The organism is Stenotrophomonas sp. YJH_SMC_17 (assembly GCF_059371655.1).
Genome location: NZ_JCAFUU010000001.1, coordinates 515,112 through 539,995, shown reverse-complemented (window position 1 = coordinate 539,995; position 24,884 = coordinate 515,112). Strand labels below are relative to the sequence as shown.

At 67.3% G+C, this 24,884-nt stretch carries 22 protein-coding genes; 5 read left to right on the top strand and 17 right to left on the bottom strand.

Features of this window, described 5'->3' with window-relative positions; translation table 11 throughout:
• Positions 1–43 precede the first annotated feature (43 nt).
• Genes AC5P8Z_RS02595 through AC5P8Z_RS02585 form a run of 3 tightly spaced genes read right to left on the bottom strand, consistent with a single transcriptional unit; the run spans position 44 to position 4,679 of the window.
• On the bottom strand, positions 44–1,483 hold the full coding sequence (locus tag AC5P8Z_RS02595; RefSeq protein WP_295565663.1) for a TolC family protein: 1,440 nt from the start codon (positions 1,481–1,483) through the stop codon (positions 44–46).
• Positions 1,480–3,438: a MacB family efflux pump subunit gene (locus tag AC5P8Z_RS02590; RefSeq protein WP_286071459.1), complete on the bottom strand. Its 1,959-nt coding sequence runs from the start codon at positions 3,436–3,438 to the stop codon at positions 1,480–1,482. The genes AC5P8Z_RS02595 and AC5P8Z_RS02590 overlap by 4 nt, the downstream gene beginning before the upstream one ends.
• Positions 3,435–4,679, bottom strand: coding sequence for an efflux RND transporter periplasmic adaptor subunit (locus tag AC5P8Z_RS02585; protein WP_286071460.1), 1,245 nt, complete (start codon positions 4,677–4,679; stop codon positions 3,435–3,437). Before AC5P8Z_RS02585 ends, AC5P8Z_RS02590 begins: the two co-directional genes overlap by 4 nt.
• A gap of 204 nt (positions 4,680–4,883) precedes the next feature.
• On the opposite strand from AC5P8Z_RS02585, the gene AC5P8Z_RS02580 reads away from it, so the two are divergent.
• From AC5P8Z_RS02580 to AC5P8Z_RS02570, 3 genes are all read left to right on the top strand, one after another.
• Positions 4,884–5,612, top strand: coding sequence for a response regulator (locus AC5P8Z_RS02580; RefSeq protein WP_005408779.1), 729 nt, complete (start codon positions 4,884–4,886; stop codon positions 5,610–5,612).
• 6 nt (positions 5,613–5,618) lie between these two features.
• On the top strand, positions 5,619–7,028 hold the full coding sequence (locus tag AC5P8Z_RS02575; protein ID WP_286071461.1) for an ATP-binding protein: 1,410 nt from the start codon (positions 5,619–5,621) through the stop codon (positions 7,026–7,028).
• 177 nt (positions 7,029–7,205) lie between these two features.
• The gene (locus AC5P8Z_RS02570) at positions 7,206–10,232 is read left to right on the top strand and encodes a two-component regulator propeller domain-containing protein (protein ID WP_495227995.1); all 3,027 of its coding nucleotides are present in this window, start codon (positions 7,206–7,208) and stop codon (positions 10,230–10,232) included.
• A 343-nt stretch (positions 10,233–10,575) separates the two neighbouring features.
• Here AC5P8Z_RS02570 and rnt read toward each other — a convergent pair whose 3' ends face one another.
• From rnt to pstS (AC5P8Z_RS02515), 11 genes are all read right to left on the bottom strand, one after another.
• On the bottom strand, positions 10,576–11,226 hold the full coding sequence (gene rnt / locus AC5P8Z_RS02565) for a ribonuclease T (RefSeq protein WP_495227994.1): 651 nt from the start codon (positions 11,224–11,226) through the stop codon (positions 10,576–10,578).
• A 90-nt stretch (positions 11,227–11,316) separates the two neighbouring features.
• Positions 11,317–11,838 (bottom strand): HvfX family Cu-binding RiPP maturation protein, encoded by a 522-nt coding sequence (locus tag AC5P8Z_RS02560; RefSeq protein ID WP_286071463.1) that lies wholly within the window; start codon positions 11,836–11,838, stop codon positions 11,317–11,319.
• A gap of 28 nt (positions 11,839–11,866) precedes the next feature.
• Complete coding sequence (locus AC5P8Z_RS02555; protein ID WP_495227992.1) at positions 11,867–12,622, bottom strand: HvfC family RiPP maturation protein; 756 nt, start codon at positions 12,620–12,622, stop codon at positions 11,867–11,869.
• Entirely contained in the window at positions 12,615–13,490 is an 876-nt protein-coding gene (locus tag AC5P8Z_RS02550; protein WP_495227991.1) for an HvfB family MNIO-type RiPP peptide maturase, read from the bottom strand. Before AC5P8Z_RS02550 ends, AC5P8Z_RS02555 begins: the two co-directional genes overlap by 8 nt.
• On the bottom strand, positions 13,477–13,833 hold the full coding sequence (locus AC5P8Z_RS02545; RefSeq protein WP_286071466.1) for an HvfA family oxazolone/thioamide-modified RiPP metallophore: 357 nt from the start codon (positions 13,831–13,833) through the stop codon (positions 13,477–13,479). Before AC5P8Z_RS02545 ends, AC5P8Z_RS02550 begins: the two co-directional genes overlap by 14 nt.
• 257 nt (positions 13,834–14,090) lie before the next feature.
• Positions 14,091–14,798, bottom strand: a complete 708-nt coding sequence (phoU, locus tag AC5P8Z_RS02540; protein ID WP_049444209.1) for a phosphate signaling complex protein PhoU — start codon at positions 14,796–14,798, stop codon at positions 14,091–14,093.
• 65 nt (positions 14,799–14,863) lie between these two features.
• A complete protein-coding gene (pstB, locus tag AC5P8Z_RS02535; RefSeq protein WP_005408788.1) occupies positions 14,864–15,694 on the bottom strand; it encodes a phosphate ABC transporter ATP-binding protein PstB in 831 nt (276 codons plus the stop codon).
• A 19-nt stretch (positions 15,695–15,713) separates the two neighbouring features.
• Positions 15,714–16,577, bottom strand: coding sequence for a phosphate ABC transporter permease PstA (gene pstA / locus AC5P8Z_RS02530; RefSeq protein WP_286071468.1), 864 nt, complete (start codon positions 16,575–16,577; stop codon positions 15,714–15,716).
• Entirely contained in the window at positions 16,577–17,545 is a 969-nt protein-coding gene (pstC, locus tag AC5P8Z_RS02525; RefSeq protein WP_111112559.1) for a phosphate ABC transporter permease subunit PstC, read from the bottom strand. The genes pstA and pstC overlap by 1 nt, the downstream gene beginning before the upstream one ends.
• A gap of 82 nt (positions 17,546–17,627) precedes the next feature.
• Positions 17,628–18,716, bottom strand: coding sequence for a phosphate ABC transporter substrate-binding protein PstS (gene pstS, locus AC5P8Z_RS02520; protein ID WP_286071469.1), 1,089 nt, complete (start codon positions 18,714–18,716; stop codon positions 17,628–17,630).
• Between the two features lie 451 nt (positions 18,717–19,167).
• A complete protein-coding gene (gene pstS / locus AC5P8Z_RS02515; RefSeq protein ID WP_014036550.1) occupies positions 19,168–20,184 on the bottom strand; it encodes a phosphate ABC transporter substrate-binding protein PstS in 1,017 nt (338 codons plus the stop codon).
• A 506-nt stretch (positions 20,185–20,690) separates the two neighbouring features.
• Here pstS (AC5P8Z_RS02515) and AC5P8Z_RS02510 point away from each other — a divergent pair.
• Positions 20,691–21,923 carry a porin gene (locus AC5P8Z_RS02510; RefSeq protein ID WP_014036551.1) on the top strand — a complete coding sequence of 411 codons (1,233 nt, stop codon included), beginning with the start codon at positions 20,691–20,693 and terminating at the stop codon, positions 21,921–21,923.
• Positions 21,924–22,004: 81 nt separating this feature from the next.
• Here AC5P8Z_RS02510 and nth read toward each other — a convergent pair whose 3' ends face one another.
• From nth to AC5P8Z_RS02495, 3 genes are read right to left on the bottom strand one after another with little or no spacing between them, the layout of a single operon-like run.
• Complete coding sequence (nth, locus tag AC5P8Z_RS02505; protein ID WP_286071471.1) at positions 22,005–22,697, bottom strand: endonuclease III; 693 nt, start codon at positions 22,695–22,697, stop codon at positions 22,005–22,007.
• Complete coding sequence (locus AC5P8Z_RS02500) at positions 22,697–23,050, bottom strand: hypothetical protein (RefSeq protein ID WP_286071472.1); 354 nt, start codon at positions 23,048–23,050, stop codon at positions 22,697–22,699. The genes nth and AC5P8Z_RS02500 overlap by 1 nt, the downstream gene beginning before the upstream one ends.
• Before the next feature lie 4 nt (positions 23,051–23,054).
• The gene (locus AC5P8Z_RS02495) at positions 23,055–23,837 is read right to left on the bottom strand and encodes an enoyl-CoA hydratase/isomerase family protein (protein WP_495227990.1); all 783 of its coding nucleotides are present in this window, start codon (positions 23,835–23,837) and stop codon (positions 23,055–23,057) included.
• A 166-nt stretch (positions 23,838–24,003) separates the two neighbouring features.
• Here AC5P8Z_RS02495 and AC5P8Z_RS02490 point away from each other — a divergent pair, with 166 nt between their 5' ends.
• The gene (locus AC5P8Z_RS02490) at positions 24,004–24,705 is read left to right on the top strand and encodes an FKBP-type peptidyl-prolyl cis-trans isomerase (protein WP_005408797.1); all 702 of its coding nucleotides are present in this window, start codon (positions 24,004–24,006) and stop codon (positions 24,703–24,705) included.
• Positions 24,706–24,884: the final 179 nt, after the last annotated feature.

The window sequence follows — 24,884 nt, the reverse complement described above, 5'->3', positions numbered from 1 at the left end:
CCTTTTCCAGAGGAAAAGGGATCTGACCCCGTTGTTTGGCGCGCTACCCCGCGCTGCCGCCCAACGCCTTGAACAGGGTCACGTCGTTGTTCAGCTGGCTCTGCCGCACGCGTGCCAGCGACAGCTCGGCGTCGCGCCGGGTCTGCTGCGCTTCGAGCCAGGTACGCAGATCGGTGGCGCCCACGCGGTAGCGCACTTCCTGCGCGCGCTCCACTTCCACCGCTTCGTCGTACGAGGCCTGCGAAGCGGCCACCTGGCGCGCCAGCTGCTCGCGTGCCGACAGCGCGTTGTCCACCTCCGACAGCGCGGTGTACAGCGTCTTGCGGAAGCTGGTGGCGGCGATCTGATAGGCCGTGCCGGCGATATCGGTATCCAGCTGCGCGCGCTGCAGGTTGAGGAACGGCAGCGACAGGCCCGCGCCCAGCGTGGCCACCGGGTTGCGCAGCACATCACCCAGCGAAGTCGCACTGGAGCCGAGGCTGCCGGTCAGGCTCAGCGCCGGGTAGTACTGGGTAGCGGTCACCTTGATGGTCTTCAGGCTGTTGCGCAGGCGCAGTTCGGCCGCGCGCAGGTCGGGACGGCGGCCGAGCAGGTCGGTCGGCAGGCCCTCCGCAATGTCAGGGCTGCGTGCGCCCAGCAGGTCCTGCGGCTCGTCCTGCTGTGGCCACGGCGTGCCGTCCAGCAGCACGGTCAGCGCATTGCGCGTTTCCACCCGCTGCTGTTCCAGCGCGCTCTGTGCTGACCGTTGCGACTGCAGGTTCTGCAGCGCCTGGCGCACTTCCAGGCGCGATACCGCACCCGCGTCGAAGCGCGCCTGCACCAGTTCGCGGGTGCGCTCCAGGCGCTCCAGGTTGGCCTGGCCGGTGGCGATGGACTGGTTGAGGTAAGCCAGCGTCCAGTACTGGGTGATGGTGTCGCTGATCACCAGCAGGGCGGTGTTCTGCCGGTCCTCCTCGCTGGCCTCGGCTTCCCAGCGGGCGATGTCACGCTGGGTGCGCAGGCGCCCCCACAGATCCACCTCCCAGCCCAGCGAGACGCCGGTGGAGTAACTGCGGCGCCAATCGTCGGCCTGGTCGGTGGCACGGCTGGCACTGCCGCTTACGCCGGACGAAGAAGGCTGCGGCCACAGCGCGTTGCTGGCCAGGCCGGCCTGAAGGCGCGAGCGCTGCACGGCCAGGCCGGCGGCAGCGAGGTCACTGTTGGCGGCCAGTGCCTGCGCCACCAGGCGGTCCAGTCGTTCATCACCGAAACCGGTCCACCAGCTGTCCTGGCGGATGTCGCGACCGGGGGTATCCAGGCTGCTGCGTGGGTCGTCGGCCGGTGCATTGAGCGTGGCGTCGCCGCGCCCGTAGGTGGCCGCTACGTCGGGGTCCTGCACTGGATAGCGGCCGACCGAGGCACAGCCGGACAGCGCGAGCAGCACGGCGCCGGCCAGCAGCAGGCGCGAGGGAGCAGGGAAGGGCAGTCGGGTCATCATCTTCATTCGCGGGCCAGGGCCTCGACCGGGTCGAGCTGCGCGGCATTGCGCGCGGGCAGGAAGCCGAACGCCACGCCGATCAGGGTGGAGCAGGCGAACGCGGCAACAATCGAGGCGGTGGAGAACAGCACCTGGAAGTCACTGGCGAAGCGGCCGATCATCGAGCCCAGCAGCAGCGCCAGGCCGATGCCGAGCAGACCACCGAGCAGGCACACCAGCACCGCTTCGATCAGGAACTGCTGGCGGATGTCACTCTGCCGCGCACCGACGGCCATGCGTACCCCGATCTCGCGGGTACGCTCGGTCACCGACACCAGCATGATGTTCATCACGCCGATGCCGCCGACCAGCAGCGCGATGGCGGCGATGGCGCCGATCAGCAGCGTCATCGTGCGCGTGGTCTGTTCGATGGTCTGTCGGATCTCGGCGCTGTTGCTGAGGAAGAAATCCTCGGTGCCGTGGCGCATCGTCAGCAGGCGGGTGATCGCTTCCTGCGCGGCATCCATCGGCGTGTTGTCGTCCACGCGCACGGTGATGCTGGACACGTGGCCCTGGCCCAGCATGCGCGACATCACCGTAGTGTAGGGCACCCATACGCTGAGGCTGGTGCTGCCACCGAAGCCGAAGCTCTGGCGCTTGGCCACGCCGACCACGCGCGCCGGCACGTTGCCGAGCAGGATCACCTGGCCGACCGGATCGACATCGGGGAAGAACTGGGTCTGGGTGTTCTCGTCGATCACCGCCACCTGGCCCAGGCCCTTTACCGCATCGGCATCGAAGAAGCTGCCGCTGAGCAGGGTCACGCCCTTGACCCGGAAGAACTGTTCGCCGACGCCGCTGACCTGCGCGGTGGACGACTGGTTGCGGTAGCGTGCGGTGACCGAGGTCGACACGCTGGGGGTGGCGCTGTCCACGTAGCTCTGCTTGGCCAGGGCATCGGCATCGCTGGCCTTGAGGGTCTGCACGCGGGCCGAGCGCATGTCGCCGAAGCCGCGGCCGGGATAGACGTCGATGGTGTTGGTGCCCAGCGCACTGATGTTCTGCAGGATCTGCTGCTGCGAGCCGTTGCCCAGCGCCACCACCGAGACCACCGAGGCAATGCCGATGATGATGCCGAGCATGGTCAGGAAGGTGCGCAGCCGATGCGCGTTCATGGCCAGCAGGGCCATGCGGAAGGCTTCGGTGAAACGATCCCGGGCCGCCCGCCAGCTGTTGCCGTGGGCAACGCCTGTGCTGGCTTCGCGCTGCGCACGGTAGGTCGGTGCCTCCGGGTTGGCGCGGTCGGCGATGATCTCGCCATCGCGGATCTCGATGATGCGCTGCGCGTGCTGGGCCACGCTCATGTCGTGGGTGACGATGATGATGGTGTGGCCTTCGGCATGCAGCTCGCCGAGGATGGCCATCACTTCCTCGCCGGATTTCGTGTCGAGCGCACCGGTGGGCTCGTCGGCCAGGATCACCTCGCCGCCGTTCATCAGCGCACGCGCGATCGAGACGCGCTGCTGCTGGCCGCCGGACAACTGGCCCGGCTTGTGGTGCATGCGATCGCCCAGGCCCAGCCGCTGCAGCAGCTGCTCGGCGCGCGCGTTGCGCACCGGGCCGGGGCTGCCGGCATACACCGCAGGTACTTCCACGTTGCCACGTGCGTCCAGGTCACCCAGCAGGTGGTAGCGCTGGAAGATGAAGCCGAAATGTTCACGGCGCAGTTCGGCCAGTTCATCCGGCTCCATCCTGCCGGTTTCGCGGCCGGCCACCTGGTAGCTGCCACGGGTAGGACGATCAAGGCAGCCGAGGATGTTCATCAGCGTCGACTTGCCCGAGCCGGACTGGCCAACGATGGCCACCATCTCACCGGCGTGGATGTCCACGTTGACGTCGCGCAGTACGGCGATGACATCATCGCCGGCCGGGAATTCACGTCGCAGGTCGCGCAGGCGCAGCAGCGGCGCCGTCGTGCTCATCGGCGCGGACCCATGCCCGGGCCGCCGACCCGCATCTGCATGCCGCCACGGTTGCCGCCGCCGGCGCTGGCACCGGCGGCACCGGCTTCGCCGACCACCACGCGCTCGCCTTCCTTCAGCCCGGACAGGATTTCGGCCGAGGCGCCGTTGTTGATGCCGACGGTGACCTTGCGCGGCTGCGGCTGGCCCTTGTCGTCCAGCACCCGCACCATGCGCTCATCGCCACGGCGCTTCGGCCCCAGCGCCACCGCCGGCACCATCAGCACGTTCTTGGCCTGCTTCAGCAGCACCGAGACCTGGGCGGTCATGTCGATGCGCAGCGTGCCGTCCGGGTTTTCCACGTCGAACAACGCGTTGTAGTAGACCGCGCTGCTGGAACTGGAGCTGGACGAGCTGCTGGAACTGGAGGAGGTCTCGCTGGCGATCGAGGCCGGCGCCGGATTGATCTGGCGCAGGGTGGCGTGGTATTTGCGGTCCGGGTCGCCCAGCGTGGTGAAGTACACCGGCATGCCGGCCTTGATCTTGACCACGTCGGCCTCGGAGATCTCGGCATTGACGGTGACCACGTCCAGCCGCGCCAGCATTACGATGGTGGGCGCGGTCTGGTTGGCGTTCACGGTGCGGCCTTCCTCGGCCACCACGGCCACCACGGTGCCATCCATCGGCGCGGTGATGCGGGTGTAGGCCAGGTTGGCGCGCGCCGTGCCCAGCTCGGTTTCGCGGCCCTTGATCTGTGCCTCGTAGGACTGCAGCTGGGCGCGGGCGGTCTTCAGCTGGGCCTCGGCGGCATCATATTCCTGGCGCGAGGTGGCTTCGGCGGCCAGCATCTGCTGCTGGCGCGCGAATTCCAGTTCGGCCTGGCGCAGGGTGGCCTGCTGCACGGCGCGCTGGGCGGTGACCTGGTCCAGCGAGGCCTGTGCGTTGAGCACCTGGTTCTGCTGGGTGGTGGCGTCGATCTCGGCGATCAGGTCGCCTTCCTTCACCGTGTCGCCCAGCTGCACCTTCAGCGACTTGATCTGGCCCGAGGCCTGCGCACCCACGCTGACCAGCTTGTAGGCGTCGATCACGCCGGTGGCATCCACGGTCTGTTCGATGTCGCCGCGGCTGACCGGGGTGGTCGCCACGGCCGGGGCGGCGGGCTTGCGCAGCAGCCACCAGGCGGCCACCGCAACGATCAGGGCAAGCAGGGCGATCAGTATCAGGCGACCCCGGCGGGTCGCAGGCAGCAGGCGGAACGTCACGTCGTGGCTTCACTCTCGGGGCCGCGGTGGCGGCGTTGGTGGGCATTGTGAAGACGGGGCGATGAAGGGCTCAATCCTCGGGGTATGTCTCTATGTAACACTGTCGGTGAATACGCGTAACCACAGGTATCCCGCCCCCGGCTGGATACACTGGTACGCATTGCCCCGGATGCGGTTCAGCTGCCGACACGGGATGATCGCGCCATGGAGACTGAAAACACGATGCATCGACTGCTGATCGTCGACGACGACAACGACATCCGCACCCTGCTGGCCGAACAGCTCGGCCGTGCCGGCTACCAGGTGAGCACGGCTGCCGATGGCACCGCCATGCGCCAGCTGCTGGACCGCGAGCATGTGGACCTGATCGTGCTCGACCTCAACCTGCCGCGCGAGGATGGCCTGACCCTGTGCCGCGACCTGCGCGCGCGCTCGAACACGCCGGTGATCATGCTGACCGCACGTGCCGAGCCGATCGACCGCGTGCTGGGCCTGGAGATGGGCGCCGACGACTACCTGGCCAAGCCCTTCGAACCGCGTGAGCTGCTGGCGCGCATCCGCAACGTGCTGCGCCGGACCGAGGCGCTGCCGGCCAACCTGGAGCCGCTGGCGGTGCGCCGCGCGCGCTTCTCGCGCTGGGTGTTCGATCTGGAGCATCGCCATCTGGTGGACCCGGACGACCGCGTGGTGGTGCTGTCCGGCGCCGAGTTCCGCCTGCTGCGGGTATTCATCGCGCATGCCAACAAGGTGCTCTCGCGCGAGCAGCTGGTGGCGCTCAGCAGTGGCCGCAACTACGAGGCACAGGACCGCGCGATCGACCTGCAGGTCAGCCGCCTGCGCAACAAGCTGGGCGACGATGGGGGGCCGGACGGCCTGATCAAGACCGTGCGCAACGAAGGCTACGTGCTGGCCTCGTCGGTGAACCTGGAATAAGCCGCAATGACGCGCCTGCGCCATTTCCTGTCCTCGATGGTCGGGCGGTTGTTCGTGATCCTGTTGCTGGGCATGAGCGTGGCCGCGATCGGTGCGACCATGCTGGCCACCTCCAAGCGCCAGCAGGAGTTCGAGCGGCAGAACCTGAACCGCATTGCCGACCGCCTGCAGGGCTACGTCAACCTGCTCGATGACAACCCCGAACTGCGCGAGCGCCTGCTCGAGATCGGTGGGCCCAGCGTGCGCGCACTGCAGCCCGGTGCGCGGCTGGGGCGTGCCGACACCGCGCTGATGGAGGTGCTGGAAGACCGCCCGGGCCCGGTGTCGCGGGCGCATGTGCACTTTGCCTCGTTCCGCTCGTGCATTCCCAAGCTGCAGGACCTGTTGCCACCGCCACCGCCAGGCCACCGCCGGCCGCCGCGCGAACGCGACCCCGCCTTCATCCCGCCCAAGTGCCGTGCGGTGGACGTGACCCTCAACGACGGGACGCTGCTGAAACTTGCGCTGGATTCCCCGGCCGTGGCGCATAACGGCATCCTGGCCGTGGACCCGTGGTTCCTGACCCTGCTGGTGCTGGCGATCGCGGTGCTGGCCTACATCGTTGCGCGCATGGCCAGTGCGCCGCTGCAGGAACTGGCGGCGGCCGCTGAAGACCTGGGCGACGACCTGCAGCGTGATCCCCTGCCGTTGCGCGGGCCGCGCGAGGTGCAGCGCGCCGCCGAGGCCTTCAACGCCATGCAGCACCGCCTGCAGCGGCATCTGGCCGAACGCACGCAGATGCTGGCGGCGATTACCCATGACCTGCAGACCCCGCTGACCCGCCTGCGCCTGCGCCTGGAGAACGTCAGCGACGAGGTGCTGCGCGAACGCCTGATCGGCGACCTCGCCGCGATGCAGGCGCTGGTGCGCGAAGGCCTTGAGCTGGCCCGCAGTGCCGAGAGCGCCGAACAGCGTGCCGCGCTGGATCTGGATTCGCTGCTGGAAAGCATCGTGGAAGACGCCGCTGAGGGGGGCGCCGACGTGGTCTTCGAGGGCGGAACCGGTGCGGTGCTGATGCTGCGCCCGCTGGCCATGCACCGGCTGTTCTCCAACCTGGTGGACAACGCCATGATGTATGCCCACCGCGTGCGCGTGCGGGTGGAGCGCAGCGGCGGCACGATCACCGCGATGGTGTCCGACGATGGCCCGGGCCTGGCGGAGGATCAGCTGGAAGCCGTGTTCGACCCGTTCGTACGGGTGGAAACCTCGCGTTCGCGGGAAACCGGCGGCGCCGGTCTGGGCCTGACCATCGCCCGTGCACTGGCCGAGAAGGATGGCGCGCGCCTGTGGCTGCGCAACCGGTCCGAGGGCGGCCTGGAGGCGGTGGTGCAGTGGCCGGCCAGTGCGCTGGTGGGGGCGCCGGGCCGGGGCGGCTGACTACGCCGGTTCCGCCGCGGTGACGCCGGGGCGGGGGTTTGGCCTATCATCTGCCCACCTCCCCAGTTTCTCCCCGATGAGTCAGCCCGTTCCTGCCGGCACGCTGTTCCGCGTCGCCCGGCTGTTCCCGTCCGCTGCCATGCCCTGCAGCCACCGCCGGCCACTGCCGCCGGGCTGATGGGCAGGCCAGGGGACAACGGGTGCTGGGTGGAGCGCCCCGTTTCGAAAGCCCGGCAGGTGCTGCAGCGCGGCCTGCTGTGGCTGTTGCTGCTCCTGGCGCTGCCGGCGGGCGCGCAGGAGGGCGCGCCGCCGCTGCGCGACTACGCCATCGACGTATGGACCTCGCGCAATGGCCTGCCGCACAACTCGCTGCGCGATATCGCGCAGACCCCCGAGGGGCACCTGTGGTTTGCTACCTGGGAAGGCCTGGTGCGCTACAACGGCCTGGATTTCACCGTGTTCGACCGCAGCACCCGACCGGGCCTGCGCGACAACGGCATCGGCGCACTGCTGGTGGATCGGCAGGGTGGCCTGTGGATCAGTGATTCGCGCGGCAATGTCAGCCATCGCGGCAACGACGGCCAGTGGCGGGTCTGGGAGCATCAGGCCAACACGCCGCAGGTGCTGATCCAGTCCATGCAGGTGGACAGCCAGGGGCGCCTGTGGCTGCTGTACGAAGGCAAGGGCATCGGCTATCTGACGCCGGACAAGGGCATCGTCTACCAGGCACCGGCCGCCGACCTGCCGATGGCGATGAGCTTCACCAGGCTGGTGGTCGATGCGCAGGACCGGGTGTGGGTTGGCACGCTTGATGGGCTGGTGCTGCGCGACAACGATGGCGTGCTCAAGCGTGCCCCTGCGGCGTGGGGCCTGGGTGCCGGCACTGGGCTGTCATGGCCGTACCGGGCACCGGATGGCGCGCTGTGGATCGTTGCTGGCGAGCGCCTGTACCGCGTGGAGGACGATCAGCTGGTGCTGGTGCACCGGCTGCCGGGACAGCTGCACATGACCTCGATGCTGCAGGACCGGCACGGCGACCTGTGGCTGGGCACCGAGAACCAGGGCCTGCTGCGGATCTCGGCGCATGGACTGGAGCGGTTGCCCGCCGGCCTGAACCTGCCGGGCGGGCGTGTGGTCAGCCTGCGCGAGGATGCTGAAGGCAGCATCTGGGTGGGGGCCAACGGCGGCCTGTACCGCCTTCGCGAGACGCTGTTCAGCAGCTACACCGAGCGCGATGGCCTCAGCGGCGATTATATACGCACGGTGCTGGAGGACCGCGACCGCCAGTTGTGGGTCGGCAGTGCCAGTGGCCTCGATCTGCAGACGCCCGATGGGCGCTTCCGCGCTGTTCCGCTGCACAACCGCGGTGGCAAGGCGCCCTCGGTGCTGAGTCTGGCGCAGGGGCCGGACGGTGACCTGTGGGTCGGCACCTTCGGTGATGGCGTTTACCGGCTGGGCCGCGATGGCAGCCTCCGCCACAACTACGCGGTCGCCGATGGCATGCCGGGCGGCAACATCCGCGCGATCAGCGTCGACCCGCAGGGTCGCGTCTGGGCCGGTACGCAGAAGGGCGTGGTGAGCATCGACGGCGACCGGGTGCAGGTGTCGAATGTGCCGGGCATGCCCGGTGGCCTCATCACCGCACTCGAGCATGACCACCAGGGCAACCTGTGGATCGGCACCATCGAGGGCATCCGCGTGCTGCGTGGCGACCACGTGCAGTCGATCGACCTGGCACCGATGGGCGGGGGCCGCAGTGTTTTCGGCTTCCATCAGCTGGGCGATGCGATGTGGGTCAGCAGCGACCGGGGCCTGTACCGTTGGCGCGACGGAAGGCTGGCGCGCGTCGGCCTGGAACAGGGAATGCCGGTGGATGCGGTGTTCCAGCTGGTGCCGGACCGTCTGGGCAATGTGTGGATCAGCAGCAACCGCGGCGTGCTGCGCACCGACATGGCCACCCTCAATGCCGTGGCCGATGGCCGTGCGCCGCGGGTGACGGTGGAGCGCTACAACGAGATCGACGGCATGGCCAACGCACAGGCCAACGGCAGCTCCGGGCCATCGGCGATCCTGCGGCAGGACGGCACGTTCTGGGTGGTCACCGCCGGTGGCCTGAGCACGGTCGACCCGCAGCGGCTGCAGCGTTTCCGCGAGCGTCCGTCACCGCCTGCAGCGATCGAGAGCGTGCAGGTGGATGGCGCACCCGTGCATTGGGAGGGCCCGGAGCGCAACTACATTCCCGGCGGGCGACGTCTGGCGGTGAGCTATGTGGGCCTGAGTTACCTGATGTCGGACCGGATCCGCTATCGCACGCGGCTGGACGGCCTGGACACCGGCTGGGTCGAGCGTGGCCCGCAGCGCAGTGTCGAGTTCGTCGGCCTGCCGCCGGGTGACTACACCCTGCACGTATCGGCGGCGCATCCAGGCGGGGCCTGGGGCCAGCAGGAAGCCGTGTGGAGCTTCACGGTGGAGCCGTTCTGGTGGCAGCGCCGCAGCGTGCAGGTGCTGGGCGGGCTGTTGCTGCTGGCCGGACTGGTGGTGCTGTACCGCCTGCTGCTGCAGCAGCTGAAGGCCAGCAACCTGCGCCTGGCACGGCGCGTGGACGAGGCAACCTTCGATCTGCAGGCCAAGACCGTGCACCTGCAGGCGCTGAACCAGGAAAAGACCGAGCTGGCCGAGCGCCTTGCACGGCAGGCCGAGGCCTTTGAACGGCAGGCGCGCGAGGATGCGCTGACCGGGCTGGCCAATCGCCGTGGATTCGACGAAACGCTGGCGCGTGACTTCGCCCGTTCACAGCGCAGCGGCCACCCGCTGTGCCTGGTGGTTCTGGACATCGACCACTTCAAGGCCGTCAACGACCGTCACAGCCACAGCATCGGCGACGCCGTGCTGGTGCAGGTGGCGCGGCTGATCGCCGCGGCCTGCCGCGACTCGGACCTGCCCGCGCGTACCGGCGGCGAGGAGTTCGCGCTGCTGCTCAACGACACCCGTCTGGAAGAAGCCGCCCAGCTGTGCGCGCGCCTGCGTGGCCTGTTCCATGATCACCCCGACTGGGCGGAGGTGCCGGGCCTGCGTGTGACCTTCAGTGCCGGCCTGGTGGAACTGGATGCGGATGACCGTACCCCGGCGTTGCTGTACCAGCGTGCAGACCGCGCGCTGTACCGCGCCAAGAGCGACGGCCGGGATCGCACGAGCATCGGTTGAATTCATCCACGCATGGCGTGGATCTACGGCTGTTGCCATACCACCCGGCGGTGCCGACCAACGGTCGGCAGCTACCACAGCACCGACTCACCACCGAGGTCGGCGACAGCACCCATCGAGCAAAGGGACCCGCTGTTGCTCCCGCTTTTCTGATCTTCCCGTGGCGCCCCGCAACCTGTCGAAGGCCGGGCAGGGTGGGTTCGCAGGGGGCCAGATCAATCCGCGCCATGGATGGCGCGGCTAAGCCCCCAGGGAAGGGTTCACGGCGTCCCCTGCGAACCCACCTTGCCCGGCCCAACCGATGATTCGCTTCACGCCACGAGGGGCTCCGCCGTTGGCCGCTTCACCGCGGCCAGGCGTTGGCGATGGTGCAGAACAATCGCGCGGTCTGTTCGGTGTCATACACCGCGCTGTGCGCTTCGTTGGCATCCCAGCCCAGTCCGGCGGCGGTGGCGGCGCGCGCCAGCACGGTCTGTCCATAGGCGATACCGGCCAGGGTCACCGTGTCGAACACGCTGAACGGATGGAACGGATTGCGCTTGTGGCCGGTCCGGGCCACCGCGGCGTTGACGAAGCCGAGGTCGAAATGGGCGTTGTGGCCGACCAGGATCGCGCGCTGGCAGCCGTACTTCTTCATCGCCGCGCGTACCGGGGTGAAGATGTGGTCCAGCGCGGCCTTCTCTTCCTTGGCCAGCCGGAACGGGTGGTCGAGGATGATGCCGGTCACTTCCAGCGATTTCGGGTCGATCTCCAGGCCTTCGGCCGGTACCACGTGTGCACTGGCGGTCTGGCCGGGGTAGAGCAGGCCGTTCTCGTCCATCTCGATCGGCACCGCAGCGATCTCCAGCAGTGCATTGCGCTGGCTGTCGAAGCCGCCGGTTTCCACGTCCACCACCACCGGCAGGAAGCCGCGGAAGCGTTGTGACATCGCGCGCTGCACCTGGGGAACTGCGGAATCGGGAGCGGCGGCAGATGCGGGAGTCGGGTCATTCATGCGTGAATTCTAGCAGAGCGACCCTGAGCGCCCGGCCAGCCTGTGGTGCACGGGTTCCCTGCGCAGGAGCGTGTCGACCAGGGGCGGCATCTACCGAACCGCTGGCCGCGCAGGTGTGGCCGAGCGAGAGTACCGCGCTAACCACGCGTCCAGACTCAGCTTGCCGGCGCCGGTGAAGATCAGCGGCAGCAGCATCGCCATGAACAGCACGGGCAGCTTGAAGTTGCCGAAGCCCTTGTCGCTGATCGCGTAGCCCATGGCAAGGTCGCCCAGCGAGTTCCACTCCATCGGCCAATGCACCGCATAGGTGGCCACCACGGTCAGCACCAGCAGGCTGGTGGCGGCGAAACGCGTGCAGAGGCCCAACAGCAGGCAGGCCGCGCCAACCAGTTCGAACCAGGTCGCCAGCTGCCAGTTCAGTGCCGCCGGTATCTGGTTGAAGGGGAACGGGAAGGCGTCCTGCAGGTCGGCGAACCAGTTCTGGCCGTGCAGCTTCTCGCGGCCGGATTCGAAGTATTCCCAGGCCAGCAGCAGGCGCAGGCCGAGCGGGGCCAACCACGGGGCGAGACGGTCCAGCTGGCCATGCGCGGTGGCCAGGGTCGGAAGCTTCATCGGTGCATCTCCGGGGGGGACGGGAGTGTCAGGCAGGTGTGGTCGAAGGGCCGATCACGCCGGCCCGCAGGAACTGCTGCAGCAACGCGGCACCGGGTTCGGCCAGCGTGTCCTCGGCCAGACCATGCGCGGCGGCCAACTGCTGCAGATGGGTGCGTCCATCCAGGCCAGGCTGTTCGCCGATGCGGGACAGCAGGTACACCGCCAGCGGGCTGAGCGCGGCAAATCGCACCTCGCCGTCGGCCTCGCGGCGCACCAGCAGGCCGGTTGGCTCGGGTGGCATCGTGTCGGGGGCGTCCTCGGCGCCGAGGCGGTGCACGGGCCATTGGTAGAGCAGTGGCCAGGCCAATGGCGAACGTTGCAGCGGCGCCCGCAACGGGTCGATGTCCCCCGGCGCCGGCAGAGGTTCGGCGTCCAGCTGGTACAGCGCGGTTTCCACCCACTCGTAGTGGGCCAGCTCGGCCAGCGCCGGGTGTGGCAGCTGCGGCTGGGTCTGCAGCCACTGCACGAATTCAACAGCCAGTTCGGTGAACAACGGTGTCTGGCAGCGGTGCGTGGCGAAGTAGCGGCGGACCAGTGTGCTCCAGGCCGGTTCGCCGAGCAGGCGCACGCAGACCGGGAAGCCGTTGCTCAACAGGCCGAGCAGGTTGTCGAACAGCAGCCGTTGGTACACCGCCACCCGGCGTGGCTCCAGACCGGCCGGTGGTGGTACGCCCTGCGGATCGCGCAGGTGAGCGGTGAACGCGTGCTGCTGCGCACGCAGCGTGGCGGGGGCATCAGCCATATGCAGCTTCCGCGTGCACGGCCTGCAGGCGACGGATGGTCTGCAGTTCGCCGCGCAGTTCGGCGTAGGGCGGGAAATTGAAATCGCGTTCGAGCAGGGTGGGGCGTGGACCGATGCGCGCGTAGGTACGCGCCAGCAGGTCCCAGACCGGGTCGATCACCGCGCTGCCATGGGTATCGATCTTCAGGTCCGGCGCTTCATCCAGGTGCCCGGCCACGTGCAGGCAGACGATGCGCTCCGCGGGCAGGCCGGCGATGAACGCGTCCGCGTCGTAACCATGGTTGCAGGCATTGACGTAGACGTTGTTGACGTCCAGCAGCAGGTCGCAGTCGGCTTCGGCAAGCACGGCGTTGGTGAAGGCCAGCTCGTCCATCGCCGGCACCGGCGCCAGGTAGTAGGACACGTTCTCCACCGCGACGCGGCGGCCCAGCAGCTCCTGCACCTGACGGATGCGTGCGGCGGTGTGGCGCACTGCTTCATCGGTGAACGGAATCGGCAGCAGGTCGTACAGGTGACCGTCGTCGCTGCAGTAGCTCAGGTGTTCGCTGTACAGCGGTACGCGATGCCTTTCCAGGAACTGGCCGACCTGCTCCAGCAGGCGGGTATCCAGCGGCGCACTCCCGCCCAGCGACAGGGACAGGCCGTGGCAGTTCAGCGGATGGCGCTGTGCCAGCTCGGCCAGTGCGTCACCGGTGGGTCCGCCGACATGGATCCAGTTCTCCGGTGCGCATTCGAGGAAATCGAAATCGCCTGCCGGTGCATCACGCAGATCCTGCAGCAGCGCCCTGCGCAGCCCCAATCCGGCGGCCGCCGCGCGAAGCGGCGACCGCAGGTTGACGACGCTGGCGTGGACGTCAGTGCTTGGCACCGCACTTGCCTTCGCCGCACTTGCCTTCGGCGGCCTTCTTGTCGCCGGTCTTGGCCTTGGCACCGGCCGCTGCGCCGGCCGCCTTGCCCTTGTCGGCACCGCACTTGCCTTCGGCGGTCTTGCCATCGGCGCCACACTTCCCTTCGGCGTGCTTGGTGGCGTCCGCAGCCATCCTGGTATCGGCGGCCTTGGCGTCGGTGCTCGCCTTGGCTGCCTGTCCGGCCACCAGATAGCCCTGGGCGAGGTCGCTCATGCTCAGGGCCGAAGCACTGGCGGTCATGCCCAGGCCGGCGGCCAGGGCGGTAGCAGTCAGCAGGGACAGGGTCTTGTTGGAACTGCTCATCGGTCGTGCTCCTGGGTGGTGTGGGCGGGTGCCCGGGTGGCCGGCAGGGGTGCCGGTGGAAACGATGGTGCAGCGATCCTACTCAACGAATCCTCGCCAAGAACTCAAATTTTCGTGAGGTTTGTTACAGAAGCATCCGGAAGGTCCGCACCGGGCAAGCCCTGCGCCCACAATGCGGGGGAATACCGCAAAAAAGAAGGCCGCTGTCACCAGGACGGCGGCCACCTTGGACCCGACTCCGTTGTTGCGGTGCAGCGTCAGATCTGCCCGGTGCTGGAGGTCTCGTCGCGCTTCTCACGCGGCGGCAGCGGCTGCTCGCCGTGCACCAGGAACCACACGTTCTCGGCGATGTTGGTGGCGTGGTCGCCCACGCGCTCCAGGTTCTTGGCCATGAACAGCAGGTGGGTGCACGGGGTGATGTTGCGCGGGTCTTCCATCATGTAGGTCAGCAGCTCGCGGAACAGCGCGGTGTACTGCGCGTCCAGGCGGGCGTCGTCCTCGCGCAGTTCCAGCGCGGCATCGGCGTCGTTGTCGCGGTAGGCGGCGATGGCGCGGCGCACCTGCTGTGCGGCCAGGCGGCCGAGCGCACGCAGGCCCTGGATCTGCGGCAGCGGCGGCACCTTGCCCAGTGCGATCGAACGCTTGGCCACGTTGGCGGCGTAGTCGCCGATGCGCTCGATGTCGGCGGGGATGCGCAGGCCGGCAAGGATCTCGCGCAGGTCACGCGCCATCGGCCCACGCAGCGCCAGACGCATCACGTCGTGGCTGATCTGCTGTTCCAGCGCGTCGATGGCTTCATCGTTGGCGATGATGCGATGGGCAGCGTTCTCGTCGCGCTTCTCGATCACGTCCATCGCCGCTTCGAGCTGGGCGACGGCCATCTCGCCCATGCGCACGATTTCGGCCACCAGGCGCTGCTGCTCTTCGTCGTAGCTCTTGACGATGTGGTCGTTGGGAAGATTCATGGTGTGCAATCCGGGTAGAGCCAGGCCATGCCTGGCTGGGACATAGGGCGAAGGAACCGCGTCGATCAGCCGAAGCGACCGGTGATGTAGTCCTCGGTCTGCCGCTGCGACGGCTGCGAGAAGATCACTTCGGTGCGGTCGTGCTCGATCAGGTCGCCCAGGTACATGAAGGCGGTGTAGTCGGACACGCGCGCGGCCTGCTGCATGTTGTGGGTGACGATGACGATGGTGTACTCGTGCTTGAGCTCTTCCACCAGCTGCTCGATGCGGCTGGTCGAGATCGGGTCCAGCGCCGAGGTCGGCTCGTCCAGCAGCAGCACCGACGGGCGCAGGGCCACGGCGCGGGCGATGCACAGGCGCTGCTGCTGGCCACCGGACAGGCCCAGTGCGCTCTGCCCCAGCTTGTCCTTCACTTCATCCCACAGCGCGCCCTGGCGCAGCGCCTGCTCGACGCGGTCGGCCATGTCGGCCTTGCTCAGCTTCTCGTGGTGGCGGATGCCGTAGGCCACGTTCTCGAAGATGGTCATCGGGAACGGCACCGGCTTCTGGAACACCATGCCGACCTTGCTGCGCAGGCGGTTCATCGGGTACTTCGGCGACAGGATGTTCTCGCCGTCCAGCAGCACTTCACCGCGCGCTTCCAGCTTCGGGTACAGCGCGTAGATGCGGTTGAAGATGCGCAGCAGGGTCGACTTGCCGCAGCCGGAGGGACCGATCAGCGCGGTCACGCGCTTTTCCGGGATCTCCAGGTTGATGCCCTTCAGGGCGTGGAACTTGTCGTAGTAGAAGTCCAGTCCACGCGCAGCCAGCTTCACCGGCGACGGCGTGTGCAGGCTCTCGTGCGAGGACGGCACGGCGATGCGCTGCATCGGCACGGCGTTGGAAAGGTCATTCATGGCGTTATCCACGGAAAGGTCAGTCATGGGAGATACGGTTGCGCAGCAGGATGCCGCGGGCGGCAAGGCTGACCAGCAACACGAAGACAGTCAGCACCAGGGCACCGGCCCAGGCCAGCACCTGCCAGGATTCATACGGGCTGCCGGCGAACTGGTTCATCACCACCGGCACCGAGGCCATCGGCTGGAAGATGTTGTTGTTCCAGTACTGGTTGCCGAAAGCGGTGAACAGCAGCGGGGCGGTCTCGCCGGAGATGCGGGCCAGCGCCAGCAGGATGCCGGTGATGATGCCGGCCGAGGCACTGCGGTACAGCACCTGCACGATCACCTTCCACTGCGGGATGCCCAGCGACAGGGCCGCTTCGCGCATCTGCGAGGGCACCAGGCGCAGCATCTCGTCGGTGGTGCGCACCACCACTGGCAGCACGATGAAGGCCAGCGACAGCGCACCGGCGAACGCCGAGAAGTTGCCGCCGGTCTGCATCACGTACAGGGTGTAGACGAACAGGCCCAGCACGATGGACGGCGCCGACAGCAGGATGTCGTTGACGAAGCGGACCACGGTGCCGGCCTTGCGGGCGTTGCCGTACTCGGCCAGCCAGGTGCCGGCCAGCACGCCCAGCGGAGTGCCGATGCCGATCGCCAGCGCGCACATCACAGCGCTGCCGAAGAAGGCGTTGGCCAGGCCGCCTTCCTGCATCGGCGGCGGCGTCATCTTGGTGAACAGATCCCCGTTGATGCCGGCCAGGCCCTTCGAGGCCAGGGTGAACAGGATCCAGCCCAGGAAGAACAGGCCGAACAGGGCAGTGGCACAGGAGGCGGTGATCGCAACGACGTTGCCGATGCGACGGCGCAGGTACAGCGAATCAGCGGTAGTGGACATCAGTTGCCCTCCTTGCGGGACAGGCGCATCAGCATCAGGCGGGCGATGGCCAGCACCACGAAGGTGACGATGAACAGGACGAAGCCGAGCAGCAGCAGGGCCGAGCGGTAGGTTTCAGTGGCTTCGCCGAAATCGTTGGCGATCAGCGCGGCGATGGTGGTGCCCGGTTCCAGCAGCGACGGCGACAGGCGCACGCTGTTGCCGATCACGAAGGCCACCGCCATCGTCTCGCCCAAGGCGCGGCCGAGGCCGAGGAAGATTCCGCCGATCACCGCCGAGCGGGTGTAGGGCAGCACGATGTCCCAGCTCACTTCCCACTTGGTGGAACCCAGCGCATAGGCCGATTCCTTCAGGCGGGTCGGCACGGTCAGGAACACTTCGCGCATCACCGAGGAGATGAACGGAATGACCATGATGGCCAGCACGAAACCGGCGGTGAGCATGCCGATGCCCAGCGGCGGGCCCTGGAACATCGGGCCGATGACCGGCCATTCGCCCAGGGTTTCGTTGAGGAACGGGGTGACGTACTCGGTCATCACCGGCACCAGCACGAACAGGCCCCACATGCCGTAGATGATCGAGGGGATGCCGGCCAGCAGTTCGATGGCGGTACCGACCGGGCCGCGCAGCCAGCGCGGCGCGACTTCGGTGAGGAAGAAGGCGATGCCGAAGCTGACCGGCACGGCGATGACCATCGCGATCAGCGCGGTAACCAGGGTGCCGTAGATCGGGGCGAGGGCACCGAACTTGTTTTCGACCGGATTCCAGTCGGCGGAGAAGAAGAAGCTCAGGCCCTGCATCTGCAGGGCATGGCGGCCGCCCCACAGCATCGACAGCGCGGCGCAGGCCAGGGCGATCAGGACGAAGATGACGGTGCCGACCAGCACCCATCGGAACAGTTTGTCGTTGCGGGCATCACGCGCATCACGCGTGGACGGGGCGGCTACAGGCTGGGCGATGGCATTCATGGGGACGGCAGGGCCAGGAAGGGGCGGGGCGGCACGGCGTGGAAGAAGCGGTGCCCGCGCGGGGCGGGCACCGTCGTGTCCATCACTTCAGGTCGGTCGCCCAGTAGGCCTCGATCTGCTTGACCAGTTCGGCCGGCAGCGGCACGTAGTGCAGCTCGTTGGCCTGGGCCTGGCCGTTCTCGAAGGCCCACTTGAAGAAGGCCAGGGTGTCCTGGTTGCGCTTGGCGTCCTTTGGCTGCTTCTGCATCAGCATGAAGTTGGTGGCGGTGATCGGCCACGCCTGCTCGCCCGGGGCGTTGGTGATGACCAGGTTGAAATCCTTGGCGCTGGCCCAGTCGGCGCTGGCGGCTGCAGCGGCGAAGGTTTCCGCACTGGGCTCGACCCAGTTGCCGGCTGCATTCTGCATGGCGGTATACGGCATGCCGTTCTGCAGCGCGTAAGCCAGTTCGACGTAGCCGATCGAACCCTTGATCTGCTTCACGTACGAAGCGACGCCTTCATTGCCCTTGCCACCGACGCCGTCCGGCCACTGCACCGAAGTGCCTTCGCCGACCTTGCTCTTCCACTCCGGGCTGACCTTGGACAGGTAGTTGGAGAAGTTGAAGGTGGTGCCCGAACCGTCCGAACGGTGGACCAGGGTGATCTTGCCGTCCGGCAGCTTCACGCCCGGGTTGGCGGCGACGATGGCCGGGTCGTTCCAGGTCTTGACCTTGCCCAGGAAGATGTCGGCCAGCAGGGCGCCGCTGAGGCGCAGCTTGCCGGCGTCCAGGCCTTCGATGTTGACCACCGGCACCACGCCGCCGATGGCGGACGGGAACTGCGCCAGGCCGGCCTGGGCCAGCTCTTCGCTGCTCAGCGGCTTGTCGGACGAACCGAAATCGACGGTGCCGGCCTTGATCTGGGCGATGCCGCCGCCGGAGCCGATCGACTGGTAGTTGATCTTGGCGCCGGTGCTGGTGTTGTAGTCAGCCGACCACTTGGAGACCAGTGGGAAGATGAAGGACGCGCCGGCGCCGGACACTTCGGCGGTCACCTTGGCACCGGCGGCGGCCGGAGCGGCGGCACCGTCGGCAGCCGGCTGCTGCGCGGCCTGCTTGTCGCCACCGCAGGCCGACAGGCCCAGGGCGATGGCCAGGGAAAGGGCGGCAAGGCCGGCCGAGTGCAGTTTCATGGTCACTCCATAGCGGGGAAGAGCCGACGTGGTCGGCGGATGCGGCTATGAAATGATGTTTTTGTTACAGCCGTATTACGACCATGACAGAGGTGTCCTGGATCACGTTCTGACAAGGGTTTCACGGGGTTGGCCGGGCCCTGGCAGGGCCCCGGAGACGCCGGATCTGCGCACCGATGTGACGACAGGTGCAAGCTGGAACCGAGCCAACGCCCGGCAGCGCGCGCGAGGCCAAGCCAAAAGCAGCAGAGCGTGGGCTCGGCTCTACAAGCGCTCCTGCCTTTGCTCCTGCCTTCCATGACCCCACCGACTCCCCATGGAACTGCGAAGGCGCAAAACGCTCTTCACGACCAGCCTCAAAAAAAAGAGCGCGAGATCTCGAGGATCTCGCGCCCGGGTGGGATCGGCGGGGGAGAGAGGACCCGCCGACCCCGTTCCTGCGGGGGAACGCTTACTTCAGGTTCTGCGACCAGTAGGTCTCGATCTGGCGGACCAGGCTGTCCGGCAGCGGCACGTAGTCCAGCTGGCGGGCCTGGGCGTCGCCGCTCTTGTAGACCCAGCGGAAGAACTCCTGGGTGGCCTTGCCGTTGGCGGCGTTCTTCGGCTTCTTGTGCACCAGGATGAAGTTGGTGGCGGTGATCGGCCAGGACTCGGCGCCCGGGGCGTTGGTCATCACCAGGTAGAAGTCCTTGGCGCTGGCCCAGTCGGCGCTGGCGGCGGCCGCGGCGAACGAAGCGTCGCTCGGCTGCACGAACTTGCCGGCGGCATTCTTCATCGCGGTGTACGACAGCTTGTTCTGCAGCGCGTAGGACAGTTCGACGTAGCCGATGCCGCCCTTGATCTGCTTCACGTAAGCGGCAACGCCTTCGTTGCCCTTGCCGCCGATGCCGGCCGGCCACTGGACGGAGGTGCCTTCACCGACCGAGCTCTTCCACTCCGGGCTGACCTTGGACAGGTAGTTGACGAAGTTGAAGGTGGTGCCCGAACCGTCCGAACGGTGCACGACGGTGATCTTGGCGCTCGGCAGGGTCACGCCCGGGTTCAGCGCGGCGATGGCCGGGTCGTTCCAGGTCTTGATCTTGCCCAGGAAGATGTTGGCCAGCACAGTGCCGTCCAGCTTCAGCGCGCCCGGGGCGATGCCGGCCACGTTGACCACCGGCACCACGCCGCCGATCACCGACGGGAACTGGGCCAGGCCCGAAGCGGCCAGTTCTTCCGGCTTCAGCGGGGCGTCGGAGGAGCCGAAATCAACAGTCTTGGCCTTGATCTGGGCGATACCACCGCCGGAGCCGATCGACTGGTAGTTGACCTTGTTGCTGGTGGCGGCGTTGTAGTCGGCCGACCACTTCGACATCACCGGGTAGATGAACGAGGCGCCCGCGCCGGTGATTTCAGCGGCGTTGGCGGCGAACACGGACGACGCTGCGAAGACGGCAACGGCAACGCGCGACTTGAAGGCGTGGATCACGGGGTGGCTCCTGGGTTGATTGGGATGCGGGGTTACCCGCCCGGCGCACATTCCATAACGGTTCGATGACAGCGCAGGGACCGTTGTATGACGCAACCGTTACAGCGTTGCCCGCAGCCGTTGCGGCGGAGCCCGTGAAGGTTTCGCGCGCGCTCCACGTGCGCAGGCAAGCGCACCGCCACCCTCGCTATGTCGTGGTCGAAGCCTCAGCGCCGATGCGCGTGCATACGGGTAATGCGCATCCGGCAGCGATGTCATCGCCGGCACGTGGCCGCACAGCGCCGCGCTGCACCTTGAAGCGGATACATCACGCCATGTGCCGCAAGGCCTTGACACAGCTGCCGGCGCAAATGCGTCGTCCGCATGACCGCACGAAGAAACCTGTGTCTGGTGCGCAGTTTGTCATTCGACTGTCATGGTTTTAACGGAACGTTCGCAAAACGCTTGACCGGCCTGCCGGCGTGGCGTTCTGCCCAAGCCATTCCAACCCTCTGGAGAGATCCAAAATGCGTTCCCATTTGCTCGCCGCCGCGGTCGTTGCAAGCCTCGGTCTGGTTTCCGCCGACGCCTTCGCAGCCCCCGCCAGCTCGGGCGTATCCCAGGCACAGCTGCAGCAGCTGCAGGCACAGATCGCCGCGCTGCAGGCCCAGGTCCAGCAGTTGCAGAACGATTCGCAGGCACTGCAGGCGCAGTCCGACGCGCAGTCCGAAGTGAACATCACCCAGGCGCAGGCGCTGGAAGGTGCACAGAAGACCCAGACCAGCGTCGACAAGCTGGCCAAGCTGGTCAATGACAACAAGATCGGCGGTCGCATGTTCTTCGACCTGACCAACATCGACAAGACCAGCAACGGCAAGGACACCGCTGCCAGCGGCACCGGTCTGGACGTGAAGCGCTTCTACCTGACCGTCGACCACAAGTTCAACGACATCTGGTCGGCGAACCTGACCACCGACTTCCAGTACAGCTCGGCCATCGGCAACACCGAACTGTTCGTCAAGAAGGCCTACGTGCAGGGCAGCTTCGACCCGGCCTTCAACCTGCGCGTCGGTGCCGCCGACATGCCGTGGATCCCATACGTCGAGAAGTTCTACGGCATGCGCTATGTCGAGAACACCCTGACCGATCGCCTGAAGTACGGCAACTCGTCCGACTGGGGCCTGCATGGCTTCGGCAACCTGGGCAACAACTTCAACTACGCCGTGTCGGTCGTGTCCGGCGCCGGCTACAAGAACCCGACCCGCAGCAAGGGCATGGACGTGGAAGGCCGCGTCGCCTACACCCCGAACGAGAACTTCGTGGTGGCCGTCGGCGGCTACAGCGGCAAGCTGGGCAAGGAAACCGACATCCAGAGCGCCGAGAACACCTATACCCGCGCCAACGCGATGGTGGCCTACGCCGACAGCAACTTCCGCGTCGGTGGCGAGTACTTCCAGGCCAAGAACCTCAACAACGTGCTGACCGTTGCCACCGACAAGACCAGCGGCTGGTCGGTGTGGGGCAGCGTGCGCGTGACCGACGGAGGCATCAACGTGTTCGGTCGTTACGATGACACCGACGTCAGCAAGACCCTGGACCCGACCCTGAGCGACAAGTACTGGAACGTCGGCGTCGAATTCCCGGTCATGAAGAACCTCAAGCTGTCGACCGTGTACAAGTACACCCACCTGGCCAACGCCGGCGACAAGAAGAACGACAAGACCAAGGAATTCGGCGTCTGGGGCGACCTGTCGTTCTGATCTCCTGAAGCACGCTTGTCCTGAGATACAGACGGCGGGCCTTGTGCCCGCCGTCTTCGTCTGTTCACAACAGAGACTGCGTCACGTCTCGGCCGTGGTCTTTTCCTTGAACCGGCACAGATCGGCGATGACGCAGCCCGGGCAATCCGGCTTGCGCGCCTTGCACACATAACGCCCGTGCAGGATCAGCCAGTGATGCGCGTCGAGCAGGAACTCGGCGGGAATCACCTTCACCAGCTTGTCTTCCACTTCGCGCACGTTCTTTCCGGGGGCCAGCCCGGTACGGTTGGAGACGCGGAAGATATGCGTGTCGACCGCCATCACCGGCTCACCAAACGCGGTGTTGAGCACCACGTTGGCGGTCTTGCGGCCGACGCCCGGCAACGCTTCCAGTGCGTCGCGATCGCGTGGCACTTCACCGCCATGTTTTTCCAGCAGGACCGCGCAGGTGGCGATCACGTTCTTGGCCTTGGCGTTGAACAGGCCGATGGTGGCGATGTACTGCTTCAGCCCATCCTCGCCAAGCGCGAGGATCTTCGCCGGCGTATTGGCCACCGGGAACAGGCGGCGCGTGGCCTTGTTGACGCCGACATCGGTGGCCTGCGCCGACAACGCCACCGCCACCAGCAGCTCGAACGGCGAGCTGTATTCCAGTTCGGTCTTCGGGTGCGGATTGAGTTCGCGCAGGCGGGTGAACATCTCCACCACGTCGGCGCGCGGCATCGTGCCGCCACGCCGCGCCGGGGCGCGCGCAGTCTTCTTCGTGGTGGCCATTACTGCTCCTTGCCGCTGGCGCGGGCCTTGGCCCGGGCGAGGATGGCGGCCGCCGCGGCGGGCAGGGCAGGTTTCACGTCCGGCGCCGGGGCCGGCGTGCGCCGTGCGTCGCGTTCGGCTTCCCGGCGGGCCAGCCGCACCGCACGGGCGCGGTAGCGTTCGCGGGCCGCCCAGGCGGTCTGAAGCTGCTGCTGGGCCTGCTGCAACCGCTGCGGAAGTTCCGGGTGGCCGGGCAGCAGCTGCGCGTCGCCGGCGCGGACGGCATAGTCCATCAGGCCGGCCTGCAGGGCGCCGTCAAGATCGTCTGCCTGGACCCGGGCGAACAGCTGCGCGGGGTTGGGTCGGGATGCCATGGCGTCAGCGGTTCTGGAAGGCCGGCGGGCGGCGCTGCAGGAAGGCGCTGGTGCCCTCGCGCATGTCCTCGGTGGCGAACAGCAGGCCGAACTGCGCGCTTTCGTATTCCAGCCCGGCCTCCAGGCTGCATTCGCCGCCCACGTGCACCGCATCGAGCAGGCCGCGCAGGGCCAGCGGCGCCGATCGTGCCAGCTGGCGGGCGATGTCATTCACGCGATTGTCCAGCGCGTCGGCCGGCACCACCTCGTTGACGATGCCCAGTTCCAGGGCACGCGCCGCGTTGATCGGTGCGCCCAGCAGGCACAGCTCCAGGGTGGCGGCGCGGCCGCACAGGCGCAGCAGGCGCTGGCTGCCACCAAAGCCGGGAATCAGGCCGAGGTTGATCTCCGGTTGGCCGACCTTGGCGGTATCGGCGGCGATGCGCAGGTGGCAGGCCATGGCCAGCTCCAGCCCGCCGCCCAAGGCAAAACCGTTCACGCGGGCGATGACCGGCTTGGGCATGCGTTCGATCTGGCGCATCAGGGCCTGGCCCAGCAGCGAGAAATCACGTCCCTGAACCGCGCTGAGTGTGTTCATCTCCGCGATGTCGGCGCCGGCCACGAAGGCCTTCGGACCGGCACCGGTCAGCACTACCACGCGCACCTCAGGGTCTGCGGCGGCGGCGCTGAAGGCCTCGGCCAAGGCCTGCAGGGTCGCGGCATTGAGGGCGTTGAGCTTGTCCGGGCGCTGGACGGTCACGGTGCGGATGGCGCCGTCGTCGGCGACAGCGATCAGGGCATCGGCCACGGGAGACTCCTGGAACGTTAAAAAAAAGTGATATTGAACTCTGCAAACGCAGACGGGTCATAGCCTGCATCGTGAGTAGCGGTTACACGTTGCGCCCGTTATCCTAACCCGTCGCCTCAGGGCGGCGCAGAACGTCCCTGAGTTACCACCCCTGGAGAACTGTTTGATGAAGTTGCGTTCTATCGCGGTCGCCGTCGCGGCCCTGGCCCTGACGGGCAATGCCTTCGCCCAGGACGTTTCGTCCGAAAAGGGCAAGCTGAGCTACTACTTCGGTTACGACTACGGCAACAACCTGGCGGAGCTGACCGGTCGTGGTGAGCAGCTGGACATCAACTCGGTGGTGAAGGGCCTGCAGGACGCCTACGCCAAGAAGCAGCCGGCGATCACCGCCGAGCAGCTGAAGCCGGCCGTTGAAGCGTTCCAGAAGCGCGAGCAGGGCCGTGCCCAGGCTGCCAAGGCCGAGTACGAAAAGGCTGCTGCCGAAAACAAGACCAAGAGCGATCAGTTCATCGCGGCGAACAAGGCCAAGGCCGGCGTGCAGTCGCTGCCGAGCGGCGTCCAGTACCGCGTGATCGAAGCCGGCAAGGGTGCCAAGCCGACCCAGGCCAGCACCGTGCAGCTGGAAGTGGCCGGTCCGTTCCCGTACGGCCAGCGCCCGACCGAAGCCCGCCCGGCCCAGCAGATCCCGTCGATCAAGGTCAGCGAAGTCGAAATGAAGGCCATGCGCGAGACCCTGCTGCAGATGCCGGCAGGCTCGAAGTGGGAAGTCACCCTGCCGCCGGACCAGGCCTACGGTGCCGACCCGCGCACCCCGTTCCCGCCGAACGTGGCTGTGCAGTTCGAGATCAAGCTGGTCAGCGTCAAGTAAATCGAAGCCGTAGACGAAACGCGCCGGTGATCCCACCGGCGCGTTTTTGTTTGCGCAGTCCCTGACGTTGGAGTCGACTGTCAGTCGACTGCTTTTGGGGCACATCGGGGAAACGCCCGCGCTTCGCGCGCGAGTCGACTGACAGTCGACTCTACCGTCCGTCTCGGCCACCCGCGCAA

What these genes read in the sequence shown, in the direction of transcription:
- AC5P8Z_RS02575 (WP_286071461.1), top strand. Translation starts at nt 5,619, where the DNA reads ATGACGCGCCTGCGCCATTTCCTGTCCTCGATGGTCGGGCGGTTGTTC.
- phoU (WP_049444209.1), bottom strand. Translation starts at nt 14,798, where the DNA reads ATGAATCTTCCCAACGACCACATCGTCAAGAGCTACGACGAAGAGCAG.
- AC5P8Z_RS02560 (WP_286071463.1), bottom strand. Translation starts at nt 11,838, where the DNA reads ATGAAGCTTCCGACCCTGGCCACCGCGCATGGCCAGCTGGACCGTCTC.
- pstA (WP_286071468.1), bottom strand. Translation starts at nt 16,577, where the DNA reads ATGTCCACTACCGCTGATTCGCTGTACCTGCGCCGTCGCATCGGCAAC.
- AC5P8Z_RS02590 (WP_286071459.1), bottom strand. Translation starts at nt 3,438, where the DNA reads ATGAGCACGACGGCGCCGCTGCTGCGCCTGCGCGACCTGCGACGTGAA.
- pstS (WP_286071469.1), bottom strand. Translation starts at nt 18,716, where the DNA reads ATGAAACTGCACTCGGCCGGCCTTGCCGCCCTTTCCCTGGCCATCGCC.
- AC5P8Z_RS02595 (WP_295565663.1), bottom strand. Translation starts at nt 1,483, where the DNA reads ATGAAGATGATGACCCGACTGCCCTTCCCTGCTCCCTCGCGCCTGCTG.
- rnt (WP_495227994.1), bottom strand. Translation starts at nt 11,226, where the DNA reads ATGAATGACCCGACTCCCGCATCTGCCGCCGCTCCCGATTCCGCAGTT.
- AC5P8Z_RS02510 (WP_014036551.1), top strand. Translation starts at nt 20,691, where the DNA reads ATGCGTTCCCATTTGCTCGCCGCCGCGGTCGTTGCAAGCCTCGGTCTG.
- AC5P8Z_RS02555 (WP_495227992.1), bottom strand. Translation starts at nt 12,622, where the DNA reads ATGGCTGATGCCCCCGCCACGCTGCGTGCGCAGCAGCACGCGTTCACC.
- AC5P8Z_RS02500 (WP_286071472.1), bottom strand. Translation starts at nt 23,050, where the DNA reads ATGGCATCCCGACCCAACCCCGCGCAGCTGTTCGCCCGGGTCCAGGCA.
- AC5P8Z_RS02580 (WP_005408779.1), top strand. Translation starts at nt 4,884, where the DNA reads ATGGAGACTGAAAACACGATGCATCGACTGCTGATCGTCGACGACGAC.
- pstC (WP_111112559.1), bottom strand. Translation starts at nt 17,545, where the DNA reads ATGAATGCCATCGCCCAGCCTGTAGCCGCCCCGTCCACGCGTGATGCG.
- AC5P8Z_RS02570 (WP_495227995.1), top strand. Translation starts at nt 7,206, where the DNA reads ATGGGCAGGCCAGGGGACAACGGGTGCTGGGTGGAGCGCCCCGTTTCG.
- AC5P8Z_RS02490 (WP_005408797.1), top strand. Translation starts at nt 24,004, where the DNA reads ATGAAGTTGCGTTCTATCGCGGTCGCCGTCGCGGCCCTGGCCCTGACG.
- nth (WP_286071471.1), bottom strand. Translation starts at nt 22,697, where the DNA reads ATGGCCACCACGAAGAAGACTGCGCGCGCCCCGGCGCGGCGTGGCGGC.
- pstB (WP_005408788.1), bottom strand. Translation starts at nt 15,694, where the DNA reads ATGAATGACCTTTCCAACGCCGTGCCGATGCAGCGCATCGCCGTGCCG.
- AC5P8Z_RS02545 (WP_286071466.1), bottom strand. Translation starts at nt 13,833, where the DNA reads ATGAGCAGTTCCAACAAGACCCTGTCCCTGCTGACTGCTACCGCCCTG.